Annotated in this window: 13 protein-coding genes; 9 read left to right on the top strand and 4 right to left on the bottom strand. The window is 73.8% G+C overall.

Going from position 1 to position 16,087, the window contains the following annotated elements; genetic code table 11:
• On the bottom strand, positions 1 to 1,203 hold the full coding sequence (locus B5D66_RS07530) for a hypothetical protein (protein ID WP_078760901.1): 1,203 nt from the start codon (positions 1,201 to 1,203) through the stop codon (positions 1 to 3).
• Positions 1,204 to 1,321: 118 nt separating this feature from the next.
• Between B5D66_RS07530 and amiA the strand changes: the two genes are divergently transcribed.
• The 7 genes from amiA to B5D66_RS07500 all read left to right on the top strand — a co-directional run bounded on the left by amiA (position 1,322) and on the right by B5D66_RS07500 (position 9,307).
• Positions 1,322 to 1,432, top strand: a complete 111-nt coding sequence (amiA, locus tag B5D66_RS26285; protein ID WP_268805248.1) for a streptamidine family RiPP — start codon at positions 1,322 to 1,324, stop codon at positions 1,430 to 1,432.
• 89 nt (positions 1,433 to 1,521) lie between these two features.
• Positions 1,522 to 2,412 carry a hypothetical protein gene (locus tag B5D66_RS07525; RefSeq protein ID WP_078760900.1) on the top strand — a complete coding sequence of 297 codons (891 nt, stop codon included), beginning with the start codon at positions 1,522 to 1,524 and terminating at the stop codon, positions 2,410 to 2,412.
• Positions 2,409 to 3,407 carry a CocE/NonD family hydrolase gene (locus B5D66_RS07520; RefSeq protein ID WP_078760899.1) on the top strand — a complete coding sequence of 333 codons (999 nt, stop codon included), beginning with the start codon at positions 2,409 to 2,411 and terminating at the stop codon, positions 3,405 to 3,407. The genes B5D66_RS07525 and B5D66_RS07520 overlap by 4 nt, the downstream gene beginning before the upstream one ends.
• On the top strand, positions 3,404 to 4,840 hold the full coding sequence (locus tag B5D66_RS07515; protein ID WP_200813557.1) for a YcaO-like family protein: 1,437 nt from the start codon (positions 3,404 to 3,406) through the stop codon (positions 4,838 to 4,840). Before B5D66_RS07520 ends, B5D66_RS07515 begins: the two co-directional genes overlap by 4 nt.
• An 11-nt stretch (positions 4,841 to 4,851) precedes the next feature.
• Entirely contained in the window at positions 4,852 to 5,949 is a 1,098-nt protein-coding gene (locus B5D66_RS07510) for a nitroreductase family protein (protein ID WP_144390017.1), read from the top strand.
• The gene (locus tag B5D66_RS07505; protein ID WP_078760896.1) at positions 5,946 to 7,604 is read left to right on the top strand and encodes an ABC transporter ATP-binding protein/permease; all 1,659 of its coding nucleotides are present in this window, start codon (positions 5,946 to 5,948) and stop codon (positions 7,602 to 7,604) included. Before B5D66_RS07510 ends, B5D66_RS07505 begins: the two co-directional genes overlap by 4 nt.
• Positions 7,601 to 9,307, top strand: coding sequence for an ABC transporter ATP-binding protein (locus B5D66_RS07500; protein WP_078760895.1), 1,707 nt, complete (start codon positions 7,601 to 7,603; stop codon positions 9,305 to 9,307). The genes B5D66_RS07505 and B5D66_RS07500 overlap by 4 nt, the downstream gene beginning before the upstream one ends.
• Positions 9,308 to 9,621: 314 nt before the next feature.
• Here B5D66_RS07500 and B5D66_RS07495 read toward each other — a convergent pair whose 3' ends face one another.
• Complete coding sequence (locus B5D66_RS07495; protein WP_144390016.1) at positions 9,622 to 10,833, bottom strand: GTP-binding protein; 1,212 nt, start codon at positions 10,831 to 10,833, stop codon at positions 9,622 to 9,624.
• Positions 10,834 to 11,312: 479 nt separating this feature from the next.
• Between B5D66_RS07495 and B5D66_RS07490 the strand changes: the two genes are divergently transcribed.
• Positions 11,313 to 11,711 (top strand): (R)-mandelonitrile lyase, encoded by a 399-nt coding sequence (locus B5D66_RS07490; protein WP_078760893.1) that lies wholly within the window; start codon positions 11,313 to 11,315, stop codon positions 11,709 to 11,711.
• Positions 11,712 to 12,042: 331 nt separating this feature from the next.
• On the opposite strand, the gene guaD is transcribed toward B5D66_RS07490, so the two are convergent.
• Positions 12,043 to 14,358: a guanine deaminase gene (guaD, locus tag B5D66_RS07485; RefSeq protein WP_078760892.1), complete on the bottom strand. Its 2,316-nt coding sequence runs from the start codon at positions 14,356 to 14,358 to the stop codon at positions 12,043 to 12,045.
• Positions 14,359 to 14,794: 436 nt separating this feature from the next.
• On the opposite strand from guaD, the gene B5D66_RS07480 reads away from it, so the two are divergent.
• Positions 14,795 to 15,064, top strand: a complete 270-nt coding sequence (locus tag B5D66_RS07480) for a DUF6225 family protein (RefSeq protein ID WP_078760891.1) — start codon at positions 14,795 to 14,797, stop codon at positions 15,062 to 15,064.
• 64 nt (positions 15,065 to 15,128) lie between these two features.
• Here B5D66_RS07480 and B5D66_RS07475 read toward each other — a convergent pair whose 3' ends face one another.
• The gene (locus tag B5D66_RS07475; protein WP_078760890.1) at positions 15,129 to 15,650 is read right to left on the bottom strand and encodes a globin domain-containing protein; all 522 of its coding nucleotides are present in this window, start codon (positions 15,648 to 15,650) and stop codon (positions 15,129 to 15,131) included.
• Positions 15,651 to 16,087: the final 437 nt, after the last annotated feature.

Here is a 16,087-nt window from a genome sequence, read left to right as displayed (position 1 = left end):
TCACCGGCCGACGGGGTCGATGTGGCCGCCGTGCCAGTACAGGTGCCCGCCCTCGTCGAGCGGGCTGGGCATGGTGACGGTGTGCAGCCGGCCGTCGCGCAGCAGGTGCAGCTGGCCGTCGCCCCCTCGGGTCACCGCGACCGTCGTGCCGGTCGGATCGACGGCCACGGCCCGCCGCTGTGCCGGCGAGTCGCCGACCGGGTCCCAGGGCAGCCGGCCCGCGGCCGGTGGGCGCGACATCGCGGGAAGCGGTGTCCGCTGCGAGACGCTCAGCCGCGGCCCGGCGCGTTCGACGACGGTCAGCTCGTCCCCGTCGGGATGGATCGTGGCGACGGCGGCGCTCGTGCCGCCGAGCGCGAACCGGAAGGCGAGCCCTCCTGGCAGTCGAAGGCAGCGTGTCCGCCCGGTGGTCAGGTCGATGTCGACCAGGTGGTTCGTCCACTCGGTCCACGCCGTCGGGGAGGCCGGGCCGCCCCGGACCACGCCCACGGCGTGGCCGGCGGCCTGGTCGAGGCGCAGGTAGTAGGCGCGTCCGGGGACCGGCCAGGCGACGACGCCGAGCATGCGCGGCACGCCGCCGTCCACGACGAAGCGTTCCAGTCCCCTGCCGGTCGCGGTCGCCGCGATGCCGGTGCGCTGGTCGACGACATCGCCGTGGCCGTCATCGGCGATGTCGTCGATAGCGGCGCCGACGATCCGGGGCACGTGGGGGGCGACGTCGAGGCAGCGGGAGAGCGGGAACGCCTCGATGGCCCCGGGTTCTCGGTGGCGCAGCACGATCACCGGTTCCCCGTCGGCCTGGTCGGGGACGATCATCGCCCCGGGCTCGCCGACCCGGGCGCGAAACCGCACGGACTCGCCCCGGTCCAGATCGACGAGGGTGACGACGTCGCTCCAGGCCGCCGCGTTCGCGCCCAGTCCGGTCGTCACCACCACGTAGCGGCCCGAGGCGTCGCAGGCGAGGTGTTCTCCGGGGATGGCCACGGGGATGCGCCGCTCACCGCGGGGGCCGGAGACGACGAGGGCGCCGGAGCGGTCGTCGACGAAGGCCAGTTCGGCGGGTCCCTCTCCACGGCCGGGCAGGGAGAGGACCCCGGCGTGCTCGGCCAGGACCGCGCCGCCCAGCGCGCGCACGGCGCCGTCCTCGACGGCGTAGGTGCGGCCCGCGCGGTAGTCGGCCACGAAGAGTTCCCGCAAAGTCATGAAGCAAAACTATTGGGACTGATAACCGTTTTCAACTAGGGTAAGGGACGTTCGTCCCCCACGAACACGTGTCGGTACCTGACGACCGGCACGTCCTTCCTTGCGAGAGGAGTCCGCCATGGACGACCAGATGGACACCCAGATCGTTACCGAGATCGAGGAGCCCGAGCAGCTGGCGCACCTGTCGGCTTCGCACTCCAACGCCCTCGTCGAGAACCCCTTCGACTAACCACCGTCGTCCACGACGTGGTCAGTGAGAACCGACACCCGGTCGGGCGGCCTCGCGCCGCCCGACCGGGCCCGTTCGAGAGGCCGGCCATGACCCCACCACCTTCCATCGCCCGTGTACCGGGAACCGGCGCGCACGTGCTCGTCGACGGTGAGGACACCGGGATCGTCCGCACCTCCTCGGGGCGCTTTCTGCGCCTGCACTCCCCACCGCCCGGTCTGCCGGAGGTCCTGGCCGGCGCGTCGGAGGGGGATGAGAGGACCTCCGCCTACGCCGAGAAGCTGCGGACGGAGATGGCCGCGCGCGAGGACGACGACGCCCGGCGTCGCTGGCCGCGCCCGCGGGGCAGGGTCGGTCTGGTCGGAACGGGCCCGCTCGTCGACGCCCTCGCCGAGGCGCTGGCCGAGTGGAACGTGGCCGTCACCCGCCACGCCGACGGCGCGGCCCTGCTCCGCGCGCTGGACGGCGCGGTCGGCGGCGGACGCGACGCCGCGGAGGCGACCGACCCCGACAGGCGGGACACCGGCGGCTGGGACCTGGTGATCGCCTACGCGGACTCCCCCGCCGAGCGGGTCGGCTGGGAGCGGCTCGACGCGCTGCCCGGCCACGGCGTCGCCTGGCTGCGCGCCTACCGCGAGGGCGAGAACTGCTTCGTCGACCCGATCTGCCTCACCGAGGACGACCCCGGAGCCGAGCAGGTGTACCGGCGGCGCCTGGCGGCCAGCCCCACCCCCCGCGAGTTCGACGCCTGGCAGCGGGCGGCCGGAACCACCACGGCGCCCTCGCCCGCGGCGCGCACGCTGCTGACCGGCCGCGTGCTCACCGTGGCCCTCGCCTGGGCCCAGGGGACGGCCGCGCTGGAGGGGTACCGCACCACGTTGTGGAAGCTGGTCCCCGCGACCGGCACGATCAGCGAGCACCCGGTCCTGGCCTACGACGCGCCCCACCCCATCGACCGCGAGGCGGGCCGGCGGCCGTGACCGCGCAGGAGGGACGCGAACACCTCTGCCCGGCGCGCGACGGCACCGTCCTGCGCGGGCTCGTGTGGGAGTGCGCGCGCCCCAAGGGCCTCGTGGTGATCCGCACCCCCTACGACGCCGAGCGGCACGCCTCGACGGCGCGCTCGTGGAACGCGCGTGGCTACCACTGCCTCGTCCAGGACGTGCGCGGCCGGTACCGGTCAGCGGGCACCTGGTCCCCCTACACGCACGAGGAGGACGACGGCGGGCGGGCGCTCGCCCGGCTGGCCGCGGAGTATCCGGGGCTGCCCCTGGTCCTCTTCGGCGCCTCCTACGCCGCCCACACCGCCTTGGAGGCCGCCCGCGCCGCGGCGCGCGACGGCACGCCCCAGGTCGCGGCGATCATCGTCCTCGTCCCCGCGCTCGGGCTGGCCGAGACCGCGTGGGACGCCGCGGGCGCCCCGCAGATCCGGCACCGGATCGGGTGGTGGCACGAGCACGGGCGCCTGCGCCGCTCCCTGCCCCCGCTGCCCGTGGCCGAACTCGACCGGCGCACCGCGCAGGCCCGCGCCCAGGGCGTTGTCGAGGCCGCCGAAGGCTGGGGCTGGGCGCCGCCGGCGTTGACCGGTTGGCGGCGGCTGTGGAGTGCCGAGCGCGTCGACCTGGCGGCACGCTACGGCCACCTCGCCGCGCCGCTGCTGGTGATCAGCGGCGATGACGACTTCTTCCACGACGACGCCCGGCGTCTCGCGCGGGCCTGGGGAGCTTCGAACCACTTCGCCAGCGGCCCGTGGGGACACCACCTCGTCGGCGGCGTCACCGACGAGGCCCTGCGGACCCGCGTCAGGGCCGCCGGCGGACTGACCCACGTCATCGACCCCTGGCTGGCGGCGCACGGGCTGCCCGGCACCCCGGCGGCGTGGACCCGGGTCCTCGCGGCCACCGCCGAGCCCCGCACCCGATCGACCTTTGATCCCGCGTCAGGGGCCTGGCGCCACGAAAGGAGCTCACCTTGACCCTCCTCGACGCCGAGCGGCGCCACCGGCCGGCCGCCCACACCGACACGGACACCCGGCCGGCCGATCGCCGCCTGCCCGTGGAGGCGCTGGTCGATCCCGAGTGCGGGATCATCCGGTCGGTGCGGGCCGTGCCGCACCCCACCGGCGCGCCCCCCTCCTACCTGGGGTTGACCGCCGCCGTCTGCGACGCGCGCCGACTCGGCGAGTGGCCCGCCGACCGCGTCTCGCTGGGCACCTCCTTCGGTGACGTCGAGCAGGCCAGGATCGCCGCGATCGCCGAGGGGATCGAGCGCTACTGCGGGAACTGGCTTCCCGCCGACCTCCCCGACGGCGAACTGCGCGTCGGCTCCCACGCGGAACTGCTGGCCGCGGGCCTGCGCCCGATCGACCTGGGCGACCTGCCGGTGTTCGCCCCGTGGCAGTACGACCGCGCCGGTTTCCCCTACCAGCGCCTCACCGAGACCACGCCCACGCTGTGGGCGCGCTGCGGCGACCACGACGGTGCCGAGGTCTGGATGCCCGCCTCGCTGATCTACCTCAACTGGAGGCAGTCGCGCTTCCGGCACCTGCCGCGTGTCCACCACCTGAACTACGCCGGGATCGCCACCGGGCAGGGGTTCGACGACGCGCGGGACCGCGGGGTCCTGGAGATCGTCGAACGCGACGCGCTCGAACTGTGGTGGCACCTGGACGGCCCCACCTTCGGCATCGACCCCGCCAGCGTCCCCGGTCTGGCCGAGGACCTGCGCGGCGGCTCCCTGGACGTGTCCCTGGTGGCCATGCCCTCGGAGTTCGCCCCCGCCGTGGCGGCGCTCGTGCGCGACGAGGAGCGCGGACTGTACGCCGCGGGGTTCTCCGCCTCGCTCGATCCGGTCCGGGCCGCCCGCAAGGCCGTGCTCGAAGCCGTCCACACCTGGGTCTACACCCAGGGCTGCACCACCGCCGACGGCTGGGTCTTCCGCGCCGTCGAACACGGTCTGATGGCCCGTGGCCTCTACCTCGACTTTCGCGCCGACGCCTCCTACCTCGACGCCGCCGGCGCCCACTGCGAGAACGTCATCGACCTGGGCGCCCACGTCCAGGTCTGGCTCGACCCCCGGGTCCACGGGGAGGCCCGGCGGTTCACGGCGCCGGCCCTGGGGGTCCGGCCGATCAGCGCGATCCCGGCCGTGTCGATGGACGAGGTCTACCGGCGGCTGGCCGCCCGCGGCCACCGCGTCCTGACCCGCGACCTGACGACGAGCGATGTCGGCCGCACCCCGCTGCGCGTGGTGCGCAGCTTCGTCACCGGGCTGGTCCCCAACGCCCCCGCCGCCTTCGCCTACCTCGGCATGCCCCGTTTCGAGCACGCGGCCATCGAACGCGGGTGGCGCACCTCCTGGGACGGGGGTCCGGACGATGTCACCCTCGTCCCGCCCCCGCACATGTGAGGCCGCCCCCCATGCCCCGTACCACCCCGCCGCCTCTTCCCGCGCACGGCGCGACGCGCCGGCCGGACGCCTCCCCGCGCCTGCCTCCCGAGCTGGCGCGCGCGTTCGGACCCGAGATTCCGGGGCCGCCGTGCCCGCCCGGGCCGCGCGCCAACCCCTGGCGGCGGGCCGGAGCCGTGCCGGTGGCGGTCCCCGAACGCGAACGCGGCCTGCTCGACGCCCTGTGGCGCGGCCGGGGCTACCACCGCCGGGCCGACGGGACGCCGACCCGCATCCGCGAGCGGCCGGTGCCCTCCGCGGGGGCGGCCTATCCGGTGCACACCCACCTGGTCGTCGGCACCGGCGGCGCCCTGGCGGCGGGGCGCTACGTCTACGACCTGGAGGACGGCGCGCTTCTTCGACGCGACGAGGCGTGGGAGCGGGAGGCGGGCTGGGACGCCTTCGGCGCGAACAGCGACGTGGCAGGGACCCACCTGGTCTTGACCGTGCAGCCGGGCCGCAGCTTCGGCCGGTACCGCCACCGGGCCTGGCCGCTGTGGATCGCGGACACCGCCTACGCCCTGGCCGCCGTGGAGTTCCTGGGCGCGCCGGCGCCCACCTCGGTACGGCTGGGCCCCGGACCGTGGCTGCGCGAGCTGCTCGGCGTCGCGCGCGCGGCCGAGCACGAACGGTGGCTCGCGCGCGGACTCGTCCCGGAGATCCCGCTGGCCGCCGTCGAGCTGCCCGGCTCGTGGACGGTCCTCCCCGAGCGCCGCGACGCCCTGGCCGCCAGGCGCTCTCCCGCGATCGGCGAGTTCGAGGGGGCGGCGCGCGCACCCGACCCGCACGCCGTGGAGGTCGCCAGAGCCTGCGGACAGACCTGGGTGCTCGGAGCCCGGCGGCTGGAGACGTGGTCCGTCGCGACCGAGGCACCCGCGGCCGAGATCGCCGACGTCATGTGGCGGGCCCACCGGGCCGCGGCCGGCCTGTGCTACGCGGGCGCCCTGTCCCGGGAGTGGCGCTGCCGCCCGGTGTCGGGATTCGTCGCGGCGGACGGCCGGTGGACCGTGCACGCCCTGGCGATGCTTCCCGGCGGACCCGACCTCGACAAGAAACCGGACCCACGATGATCGTCCCCCAGTTGTGGCGGGAGGCGGCACGCTTCCCCGCGACCCTGGCATGGAGCGTCACCCTGTTGACGCTCGTCTCGCTCACCCACCTCGCCCAGGCCGTGGCGATCGCCTGGTCGATGTCGGCGGTACTGCGCGGACAGGCCCACGACGTGCTCGTCGCGCTGGCGCTGATCGTCGGCATCGCGCTGCTGCGGCTGGTGCTCTGCCTGGCCCAGGCATCGGCCGCGGCCCGCCTGGGGGGCCGGGTCAGGCAGGCGGTCCGCCGCCGCGCGATGCGCGCCGCGCTGGTGTCCGAACGGCTGCACGACACGGCGGCCCGGGACGGTTCGATGCGCGCCAGTCTCGGGGACGGTGTCGACGGCATCGACGCCTACGTCTCGAAGTACCTCCCCGCCGTCGCGCAGCTGCTCCTCACCTGCCCGATCGTCGTGGCCGGTCTGCTCGCGCTCTCGCCATCGGCGGGGCTGTGCGTCGCCGCCGGGGTCGTGCTCGCCCTGCTGGGGCCGATGGCGTGGAAGCGGATGGCGGCCCGGCGCGGACTCGACCACTGGGATAGCTACGAGGCGCTCAGCGCCGACCTGCTCGAATCCCTGCGGGGCATGGCCACCCTGCGTACGCTCGGCGACGTGCCCGGCACCCGCGGCCGGCTGGACGCCCGCTCGGAGGCGTTGCGCCGGGCCACCGAACGGGTGATGCGCGTCTCCCTGGCCGAGACGGCCGTCACCGACCTCGCCGTCCAGGCGGGAGTGGTCGCCGCCTCCGCCGCCGCCATCGCCCACGCCGTCGCCGGGCAGGCCCCCTCCATCGAGGTCTACCTGATCCTCCTGCTCGCCTCCGAGGCCTTCCGGCCCGTCCGCGACCTCTCGCGGCACTGGCACGCCGGGTTCCTCGGGCTCACCGCGGTCCCCGGCCTCGACCGGCTCGGGGCGTTCGCGGAACAGCGCGCCACCGCCCCCGGCCACGCGGCCTCCGCCGTCGAAGGCGACCGGGCTCCCACGGAGCGGCGGGCGGAGGAGCTGCGCGTGACCGGGCTGGGCTTCCGCTACCCGGGTGCCCCCGACGACGTCCTGCGCGACCTCGACCTGACCGCCCGGCGCGGCTCCCTCAGCGCGATCGTCGGAGCCTCCGGGGCGGGAAAGTCCACCCTCTTCGACCTCCTCCTCGGCTTCCTCACCCCGCACTCCGGGCGCATCGAGCTCGACGGCCGGCCGCTACGGCCCTCCGACATCGCGGTGGTCTCCCAGCGCCCGGTGCTCTTCGCCGGGACCATCCGCGACAATCTCGCCGTCACCGGCCCCGCGACGGAGGCCGAGCTCGTCGCGGCCTGCCACGCCGCCGGAATCCTCGACGAGATCCGGGGCTTCCCCAACGGTTTCGACACCGAGGTCACCGAGGCCGGTACCAGCCTGTCGGGTGGGCAGCGCCAGCGCCTCGCCCTGGCCCGCGCGCTGCTCGCCCGCCGCCCGGTCCTCCTCGTCGACGAGCCGACGAGCGCGTTGGACGCCGGCCGCGCCGCCAACGTCATCGAGACGCTGCACCGCGTTGCCCGCGACCGCGTCGTCATCATGATCAGCCACCGACCCGAGACCCTTACCGAGGTCGCGCACGTGCTGCGCCTCGACTCCGGGCACCTGGACAGGAGCGCCCCGTGAACGTCTTCTCCGCGCTTCGCGCCTTCCGCGAACTGCTGCCCGTCTTGCGCCCCGAATGGCGCGGGATGCTGTGGAGCTACCTCATCGGCACCGCGAGCGCGCTGAGCCTGGCCGGCCTCACCGTCCTCACGGCGTGGGCGGTCGGCCACGCCGTCGTCGAACGGACGCCGCCCGGTCCCCTGTGGTGGGTCCTCGTCATCGGGCTCGTGCTGGTGCGCGCGGTCTTGACCTGGCGGGAGATGGACGTCTCGCACGCCCTGGCCTACCGCGTGCTGGCCCGGCTGCGGATGGCGTTGTTCGACGCCTACGCGCGCAGCGTCCCCGGCCGGCGCCGCGAGCACTCCGGTTACGCGGCCACCGTCGCGATGGACGACATCGAAAAGCTCGAGTTCTTCTACGCCCACACGGTCGCCCAGCTCGGCGCCTCGCTCACCCTGTTCCTCGCCTCCCTGGTCAGCGCCTCCGTCCTGCTGCCCGAGGCCGGGCTCGTCGTGCTCGTCGGCGGTCTCGTCGTGGCGAGCAGCGCGCTGTACCGGGCGCGCGCGGCCAGACGGCTGGGTGAGCAGGAGCAGCGGGAGCGTTCGGCCCTGTCCACGCGCATCGTCGACGCGCTCGGCGCCCTGCGCGAAGTGCTCGCCTACGGCCTGGCCCCCCGGATCATCGCCGAGACCGACGCCGCCACCGCGCGCGCCGCCGCGATCGCGCGCCGCCATGAACTGCTGTCGCAGCTGGTCACCGCCATCCGCGAGCTCGTCATCACCGCCGTGGTCATCGGCATCATCGCCGTCAGCTCCTCCGCCGCCGGCGTGCTCGCCGAGGGCGCCCAGGCGCGGCTGTCGCCCGCGGAGCTGCCCGCCCTGGTCGCGCTGGCCCTCGCCGGCGTCGCCGCGATCTCCGACGCCACCGCCACCCTCACCCGGCTGCATCCACTGGTCGCCGGCGCCGAGCGCGTCGCGACCGGCATCGGCCGCGCCCCGGTCGTCTCCGTTCCCGAGCGGCCACGGCCGCTGCCCACCGGCCCGCTCGGTCTGCGCTTTCGCGACGTGTCCTTCGCCTACGAGGGCCGGCGGCCGACGCTCACGTCCTGGTCCGTCGAACTCGCCCCCGGCGAGCACGTCGGGCTGGTCGGCCCCTCCGGTTCGGGCAAGAGCACCGTCATCGCGCTCGCGGCACGCCTGTGGGACCCCTTGGCGGGCACCATCGAGCTCGTCACGCCGGACGGCACGGGCATTCCCGTCGCCGAGCTCGACGACGCCGCGCTACGCGACGCCGTCGCCCTGGTCGACCAGGAGGCCGTGCTCTTCCACGGCACCGTCCGCGACAACCTGCTGCGCGGCTGCGCGCCCCGCTCCGACGCCGACCTGACCGCCGTGCTCGAGCGCGTGGGCGCCGCCGCCTGGATCGGCCTCGACGACGAGCTGGGCGAGGGCGGTGTGCGTCTCTCCGGCGGGCAGCGGGCGCGGCTCTGCCTGGCCCGGGCCCTCGTCCGCCGGCCGCGCATCCTCCTTGTCGACGAGGTCACCGCCAGCCTCGACCCCGCCACCGAGCAGGCGATCTGCGACGTCATCGCCGGGTTCCCCGGCACCGTCCTCGTCGCCTCCCACCGCGCGCAGACCCTCGCGCGCCTCGACCGCCTGGTCGACGTCACCGACATCACCGGCGTCACCGGTGTCGTCCCCGCCGGCCGGACGGGGGGTGCCTGACGCCGCGGGGGCGCGTCGCTGGGACGTTCGCCGTCCCGCCACCGGTGCGGCACAGGCCCGCGCCGGCCCCTGCGGGCGCGCCGAGGTGGCCGGGCCGGGACCGGGCGGTGTCGGGGTTCCGCTTCAGGCGCGCGGGTGAGGCACGGGCGTTTCCCTGCGGGCCGGCGGTCTTCGGGGACTCCCCCGCTCCCGCCACCGGCCCGCTCCCCACGCCGCGCTGACGGGGCGCGCCCGGCGCGGACGCGCCCCGTGTCCCCGTTGCCGGCACGCCACGGAAGGCGGCCGGCTCCGGGGACCTCTCGCGCCTGCCCGGCTCACCCGTGAGCGTGGTGGGCGTGCGGGCCATGGAGGTCCCACTCGGGGAAGGGATCCTCGAACGTCTCCCAGGTAAGGGCGAGCTCGGCGTCGGTGAGCAGGCAGGAGCGCAGGGCCTCCTCCAGGGGGCCGTGCCGCAGGGAGGTGCCGATGAGCACCAGCTCCTGCCGGGGTCGCACCGGCTCCGCGTCCACCAGGTCCTCGGGCGGGTAGCCCGCGGCGAGGCCGTCGGCGGGATCCCACACGCCGGCTGGCTCGAACCGGGCCACCGGCCCGGCCTGGGACCACAGCCCCGTCGTCCGCGCCCGGGTCGCCAACCAGAAGAAGCCCTTGATCCGCAGGACGGTCCCGTACTGCTCGCCCTCAAGGCCGGTCGAGACGAACTCCCAGAGCCGCTGGGGGTGGAAGGGGCGGTCGGCGCGGAAGACCAGGCTGGAGATGCCGTACTCCTCCGTCTCCGGCACGTGGTCGCCGTTGAGTTCGGCCACCCAGCCCGGCGCCCGGGAGGCGCGTTCGAGGTCGAACCGGTTCGCGCCGATCAGTTCGGCGGGGTCGACCCGGCCATGGGAGACGCGCAGGACCCGGGCGAGCGGGTTGAGGCGCCGTACGGCGGCCTCCACCCGGTCGGCCTCCTCCGGGGCGACCAGGTCGGTCTTGGTGATGAGCAGGACGTCGGCGAACTCCACCTGGTCCACGAGCAGGTCGCTGACGGTGCGTTCGTCGTCCTCGTAGGCGTCCAGTCCGCGCTCGACGAGATCGTCCCCCTTGTCGAGCTCGGTCAGGAAGTTCGCGGCGTCGACCACCGACACCATGGTGTCGAGCCTGGCCCCCTCCAGCAGCGGACGCCCGTCGGGGCCGGGAACGGCGAAGGTGGCGGCGACCGGCATCGGTTCCGAGATTCCGCTGGACTCGATGAGGAGGTGGTCGAAGCGGCCCTGCCGGGCGAGCAGGGCCACCTCCTCCAGCAGGTCGTCGCGCAGGGTGCAGCAGATGCAGCCGTTGGTCATCTCCACCAGGCGTTCGTCGGTCCGGGTCAGGTGTCCCTCGCCCCGGACCAGGTCGGCGTCGATGTTGATCTCGCTCATGTCGTTGACGATGACCGCGACCCGCAGCCCGTCCAGGCTGCCCAGGAGGTGGTTGAGCAGGGTCGTCTTCCCTGCTCCGAGGAAGCCGGACAGCACGGTCACCGGCAGGTCGGTGGGTGCGCTCATGGGGATGGTCCTTCCACGCGGGCTCATAGGGGACGGCGCCGAGGGGCCGCGGGCCTTGGGAGGGGCCGGCGTGGGCGCCTTCTCCGCACCGTCCGCCCTTCGGGGATCGACGGCCGCGAGTGGCCTGGGGAACGCGAGGGCGTTGCGCGCGGCCCATGGCGCGGGTTCCCGGCGACGCCCGTCACCCTTGACACGTTTTGAAAATGGAAATCGTTTTCAGATGCTAGCAGTCCCGTCCGGCCACCCCGCGCAGGCCACGGGAACCGGGCACAGCACGCGCCGATCGGGAGCCCGCGGGACGGTGTCCGCGGCGCTCCCCGGCGCCATCGTCTCCTCCCGGCTGGTCGTGTCCGGACTCGCGGGCGCGAGGATGCGCGGCGCCCAGCGGGGGAACGTCAGGGCCTCCCTCCCGCGAGGACACCTGCCTAACGTGGACAGAGGGGCGGCCGAGGTGGCCGCCCGCGAGAGGAGGCAGGCCCGTGCAGATCGATCCGCGTGCCCCAACCGTCAAGAACCCGCCCGAGCAGTTCACCGGCGACGTCTGGCTGGACCCGATCGCGTTTCCCCGCGAGGACGGACAGCGGATGGTCGTGGCCAAGGTGCGCTTCGCGCCGGGCGCCCGGACCGCGTGGCACTCCCACGCCCGCGGGCAGACCCTGCACATCACGCAGGGGGTCGCCTGGGTGCGGTCACGGGGCGGTGCGAAGGTCGAGGTCCACCCGGGCCAGTCCCTCTACTGTCCGCCCGGCGAGGAGCACTGGCACGGCGCCTCCGCCGACTCGTTCATGGAACACCTGGCGATGCTCGACAACGCCGACGACCCCGCCGCGACCACCACCTGGCTGGAGCACGTCCGCGACGAGGAGCATCTCGCCTGACCCGAACCACGGGGCCGGGTCGGCCCTCCGCTCCGGGCGCCCCGCTGGAGAGGGCGGGGAACCCGGGCGGACGGCGCCGCGCCCGGCACGGCACCGCGCCGGGGGCGGGCCCGCGCCGAACAAGGGCGGAGCCCGCGGAGCGGGACCGGGCCGGCGGGGAGACCCCCGAAATAGGAGACCCCACGCCCCCGGGCGCGCGGGTCCCGGCGATCCCGGCCGGGGTCCGTGGCCGCGGACCCGACGGGGCCGAGAGGTGAAGCCCGGCCCACACCGCTCACCCCACCCCAGGCCGAACGTCCGTCCCGCCCGCGCGCGCCACGCCGGGCGAACCTCACCCCGTGAAGTAGGCGGTGTAGAGCTGGCCGTGGTAGGCGGTCAACCCGTTTCCCGAGAACGATCCGGTGCGGATCTGCGTGATCGACCGCGGGGTGGTCCACTCCGGAACGTCCACCCCCTGCTGCGCCCACCAGGTCTCCTGGTACTTACCCGACTCCCACCAGGAGCCGATCGCGTAGAGGAGCCCGTTGTAATGGGCGATCCTCGGCTGGCCGGTCCCGGCGGTCCCCTCCAGGTCCCGGTGCCGCCACCACTCGCCTCCGGGATCGCGGGCCGTCCATCGCACGTCGGCGTCCGCGCCCGGGGAGTAGACGACGTAGAGCCGTCCCGCGTAGGCGGCGATGCTCGGCCAGCCTCCCTTCACGATGTCGCCGTTGCCGTCCTTCCACGGTTCCCACCCGCTCCAGGCGCCGGTGCTGGAGTGGTAGGTGTTCCAGTGCATGCGCCGTTCGCCGTCGACGGCCAGTACGTGGAGGTCGTCGTTGTAGGCGGTCACCGCCGGCGGCTGCTGCGAGGACAGTCCGGGGATCTCCCGCTCCGGCCCCCACGGCTTGGCCATCTGATCGTCCCGGGACTTCCAGCAGATCTTTCCGTCCCTGGAGTAGAAGCAGTAGAGCAGGTCATGGTAGGGGGCGAGCGCGACACTGGCGTGGGAGCGCACCCCCAGGCTCTCCGGTTTGCTCCACGTGCCCGGCCGGTCGTCCTTCTTCGTGAACACCGTCCAGTGCAACAGGTCGGTCGGATCGTTGTAGACGCAGTGCAGCCCGCCGGCGAAGGCGTCGATCGCGGGAAGCCGCCACCCCCGCGTGGTGGCGACGACCTGGTCGGGGATCCAGGAGCCGGACTTCCAGTCGTAGCGGCTCCAGGCGAAGGGGAAGTCCGACCAGGTCGCCTTCTCCTCCTTCCTCCCGCGCTGGTGGACGCGGCGGCCGGCGACATAGGTGGCCTCCACCGCCTCCGCGTCGCCCAGGAGCGCCAGGGCGAACAGCACGTCTTCGATGGAGCCGTCGCCGGTACGGGTGCGTTTCTCCAGGAGCGGGGTGGCCCGCGGGTCGAGCACCACGAAGTCGGCCTCGTGGCCCCGTTGCAGCGACCCGATCTGGTGGTCCATCCGCATCGCCCTGGCGCTGCCGAGCGTGGCCAGGTAGAAGAGCCGGACCGCGTCGATCGGGTTGCCGTCCAGCGCCCCGACCTTGTACGCCTCGTTCATGGTGGTCAGCATCGACAGGCTGGTGCCGCCCCCGACGTCGGTGGCCAGGCCCACGGTGACCGGCCTGCTCGGCGTGGTGGCGTCACGCAGCCGGAACAGGCCGCTGCCGAGGAAGAGGTTGGAGGTGGGGCAGTGGGCGATCGCCGCCCCGGTCCGATGGCAGGTGTCCAGCTCGCCCAGGGTCAGGTGCACTCCGTGGGCCAGGACCGTGCCCGCTCTGAGGAGCCCGTGGTCGTCGAGGACGTCGAGATAGGTCCGGCACTCGGGAAAGAGCTTGCGTCCCTCGAAGACCTCGTCGGCGTTCTCCGCGATGTGGGAGTGCATGAGCACGGACGGGTACTCCTCCCACAGCCTGCCCGCCTCCGTGAGCATGTCGCGCGTGCAGGCGAGCGGAAAACGGGGCATGACGGCGTAGACGTTGCGCGTCCCCGCCTTGTTGTGCCACTTGTCGATCAACCCCCTCGTCTGCTCCATCGCCTCCTCGACGCTGCGATCGAGCAGCGCCTCCGGCGCGTTCCGGTCCATCAGGACCTTGCCGGCCGCGATGCGCATGCCGTATTTCGCGGCCCTGTCGAACAGGACGTCGACGGAATGCGGGTACGTCGAGGTGAAGACGAGCGCCGTGGTGGTGCCGTTTCGCAACAGCTCCTTGCAGAACAGTTCCGCGCCCTCTTCGGCGTATTTCTTATCCGAGTACTTCATTCCCTCCGGGTAGACGAACTTGTCCAGCCAGTTGATCAGCTTCTCGCCGTAGGAGGCGACCATTCCCACCTGGGTGTAGTGGACATGGGAGTCGACGAATCCCGGAGTGATGACGCAGTGACGATAGTCGACGACTTTCACGCCTTCGGGAACGCGGCCGATTCCATCCTGATAGGGACCCGAGTAAGCGATTCGGCCGTCCACGCAGATCAGCAGGCCGTCCTTCTCGTGCCGCATGGCCGCGCCGGTACCGACGAGGAAGGGATCGTCACAGAACCACACGAGCCGTCCACGGACGGCGGTCACCGTCCGCGCGCCCGACCCACCGGGGACGACCGACCGGCCGTCCCCTTCTTCGGCCGCGTTCTCCAGCCCATTCGATGTTTCGTTCGGCAGCATATTCTCGGGTCCATTCATCGTCGCCTCCGGATCGAAGTCGATATTCTCGCCATCCGATGCTTTTTCCGACGTAGACCGCCGGCCGTCACGTAGCCTGTATCCGGTCCGCGGCGGGCGGCAACCAGGCACCGGCGAAGTTCGTCAAGCCTTTAAAGGGGCGGGGATCCACGGCGGAGAAGTTGGATGGATTTTGCCTGCCGCTTTCCGGTCGGGGCCCTGAAGCCCCTCCCGCGCTTGTCCACGCGCGCCGGGGCTGGACGCCGGCCGGCCCCGGTCCGCGCCGAGCCCGGCGGAGCGCCCCGACCGCGGCCCCGGCCTTCGGGGAGCCGACGCGACGCCACCCCTGCCATACCAGGGAAATCCCTGCTCGGCGCGCCCGCTGCTGAGAGCATGGCCAACGGCAGGACGGCGACCCCGAGAGCACGAAAGGACGATCATGGACCGGACCTACCGCCACGAGGCGGTCATCCTGACGCTCGGCGAACTGCGCCGCGCGGTGGCCGGGAGCGACCTGCCCGACGACACCCCCGTGACGATCGTGGTGCCCGACGCCCCCACCTCCGAGGGCGAGGAGGTGATGTGGGACGACCTGGTGTGCACCGCCGCCGAGCGTCACCGCGAGAACGGCCGGGGCGGTGTTCCCGGAGACGAGAGCTTCCGGTTGACCGCCGACTACCACAGCGGCGACTACTTCCACCGCCTGTGAGCCGCCCCCCGGCCGGGCCGGGGCGGCGCCCGTCCGTGAGGCGGGCGCCGCGAACGCCTCCCGACTACGGAAGCGGGCCGGCGGGACGCGCGGCGCGGCTGTGCCGGCCGCGCGCGGCCAGGGGAGCGCGTGCCGTCTCCTCTTCCGCGGCCTCCCGCGCCCCGACGAGCATGGTCGCCGCGATCCACTCGTAGACCAGCACCCAGGCCGAGCTCATCGAGGAGGTCCAGGTGGGCGCGATGTCGGCGACGGCGCGCACCAGGGCCCGGCCGACGTGGGGGTAGTGCTCGGGGCGGACGCCGATCCGGTGGTGGTGCCGCCCCAACCGGTGCAGGAAGTCACGCACCTGGACGGGGCGGTCCAGGTGGTCGACGACCTCCACGAGGGCGTGCGCCATCCGTTCGCGCTGTGGCCCCATGTCGGCCGGGAACATCGACCGCGTCTCGGGGACGAGCGCGAACAGGTGGTCGTAGAACAGGTCGGCCAGCCGGGTGGACCCTCTGGGCAGGTCGGCACAGGACAGGCGGACGGCCTCGACCACGGCGGGATCGGGCAGGGGCACCTCATGGGCGGATCGGGGCTGCACGGGGAGAGGTCTCCAGGGGGTCGGGGTGGGGAGGGTGGGTCTCGTCAGCGGACGGGGCGGGCCGGCCTCGTTCCCGATGGCGGTTCGGTCATCGTCATCCGTCCTTTCTCGAGGTTCCCCGCGCGCCCACCTCACTGTGACGGGTACGCGCCGGCGTGTACACCACTTCCCCACCGGAAACCGACAGGAGTTCCCTCGCGCAACAGGGGAGCCCCCGCGCCCGCCCGGCCGGGCCGATACGAGCGGAACCGTCCGCCGCACCCGCCGGGGCGTCCCGGTGGCCGCGCTCGCCCGCTCTCAGCGGTCGCGCGCCCCTCCCGTACCCGCGCCGGACCGGACCGAACACGCACGCGCTCTGAGCTGGTGACTCCTGGACATCGCGCGGGAACTCGCCCGCCCGTGCGCCTCCGTCTCCGGGCCTCCCCGGGATGGCGTGG

Origin of the sequence: Marinactinospora thermotolerans DSM 45154 (assembly GCF_900167435.1) — a bacterium.
Taxonomy (GTDB): Bacteria; Actinomycetota; Actinomycetes; order Streptosporangiales; family Streptosporangiaceae; genus Marinactinospora; species Marinactinospora thermotolerans.
The sequence above is the reverse complement of the archived record's forward strand: the minus strand, read 5'-3'. Positions and strand labels throughout refer to the sequence as shown.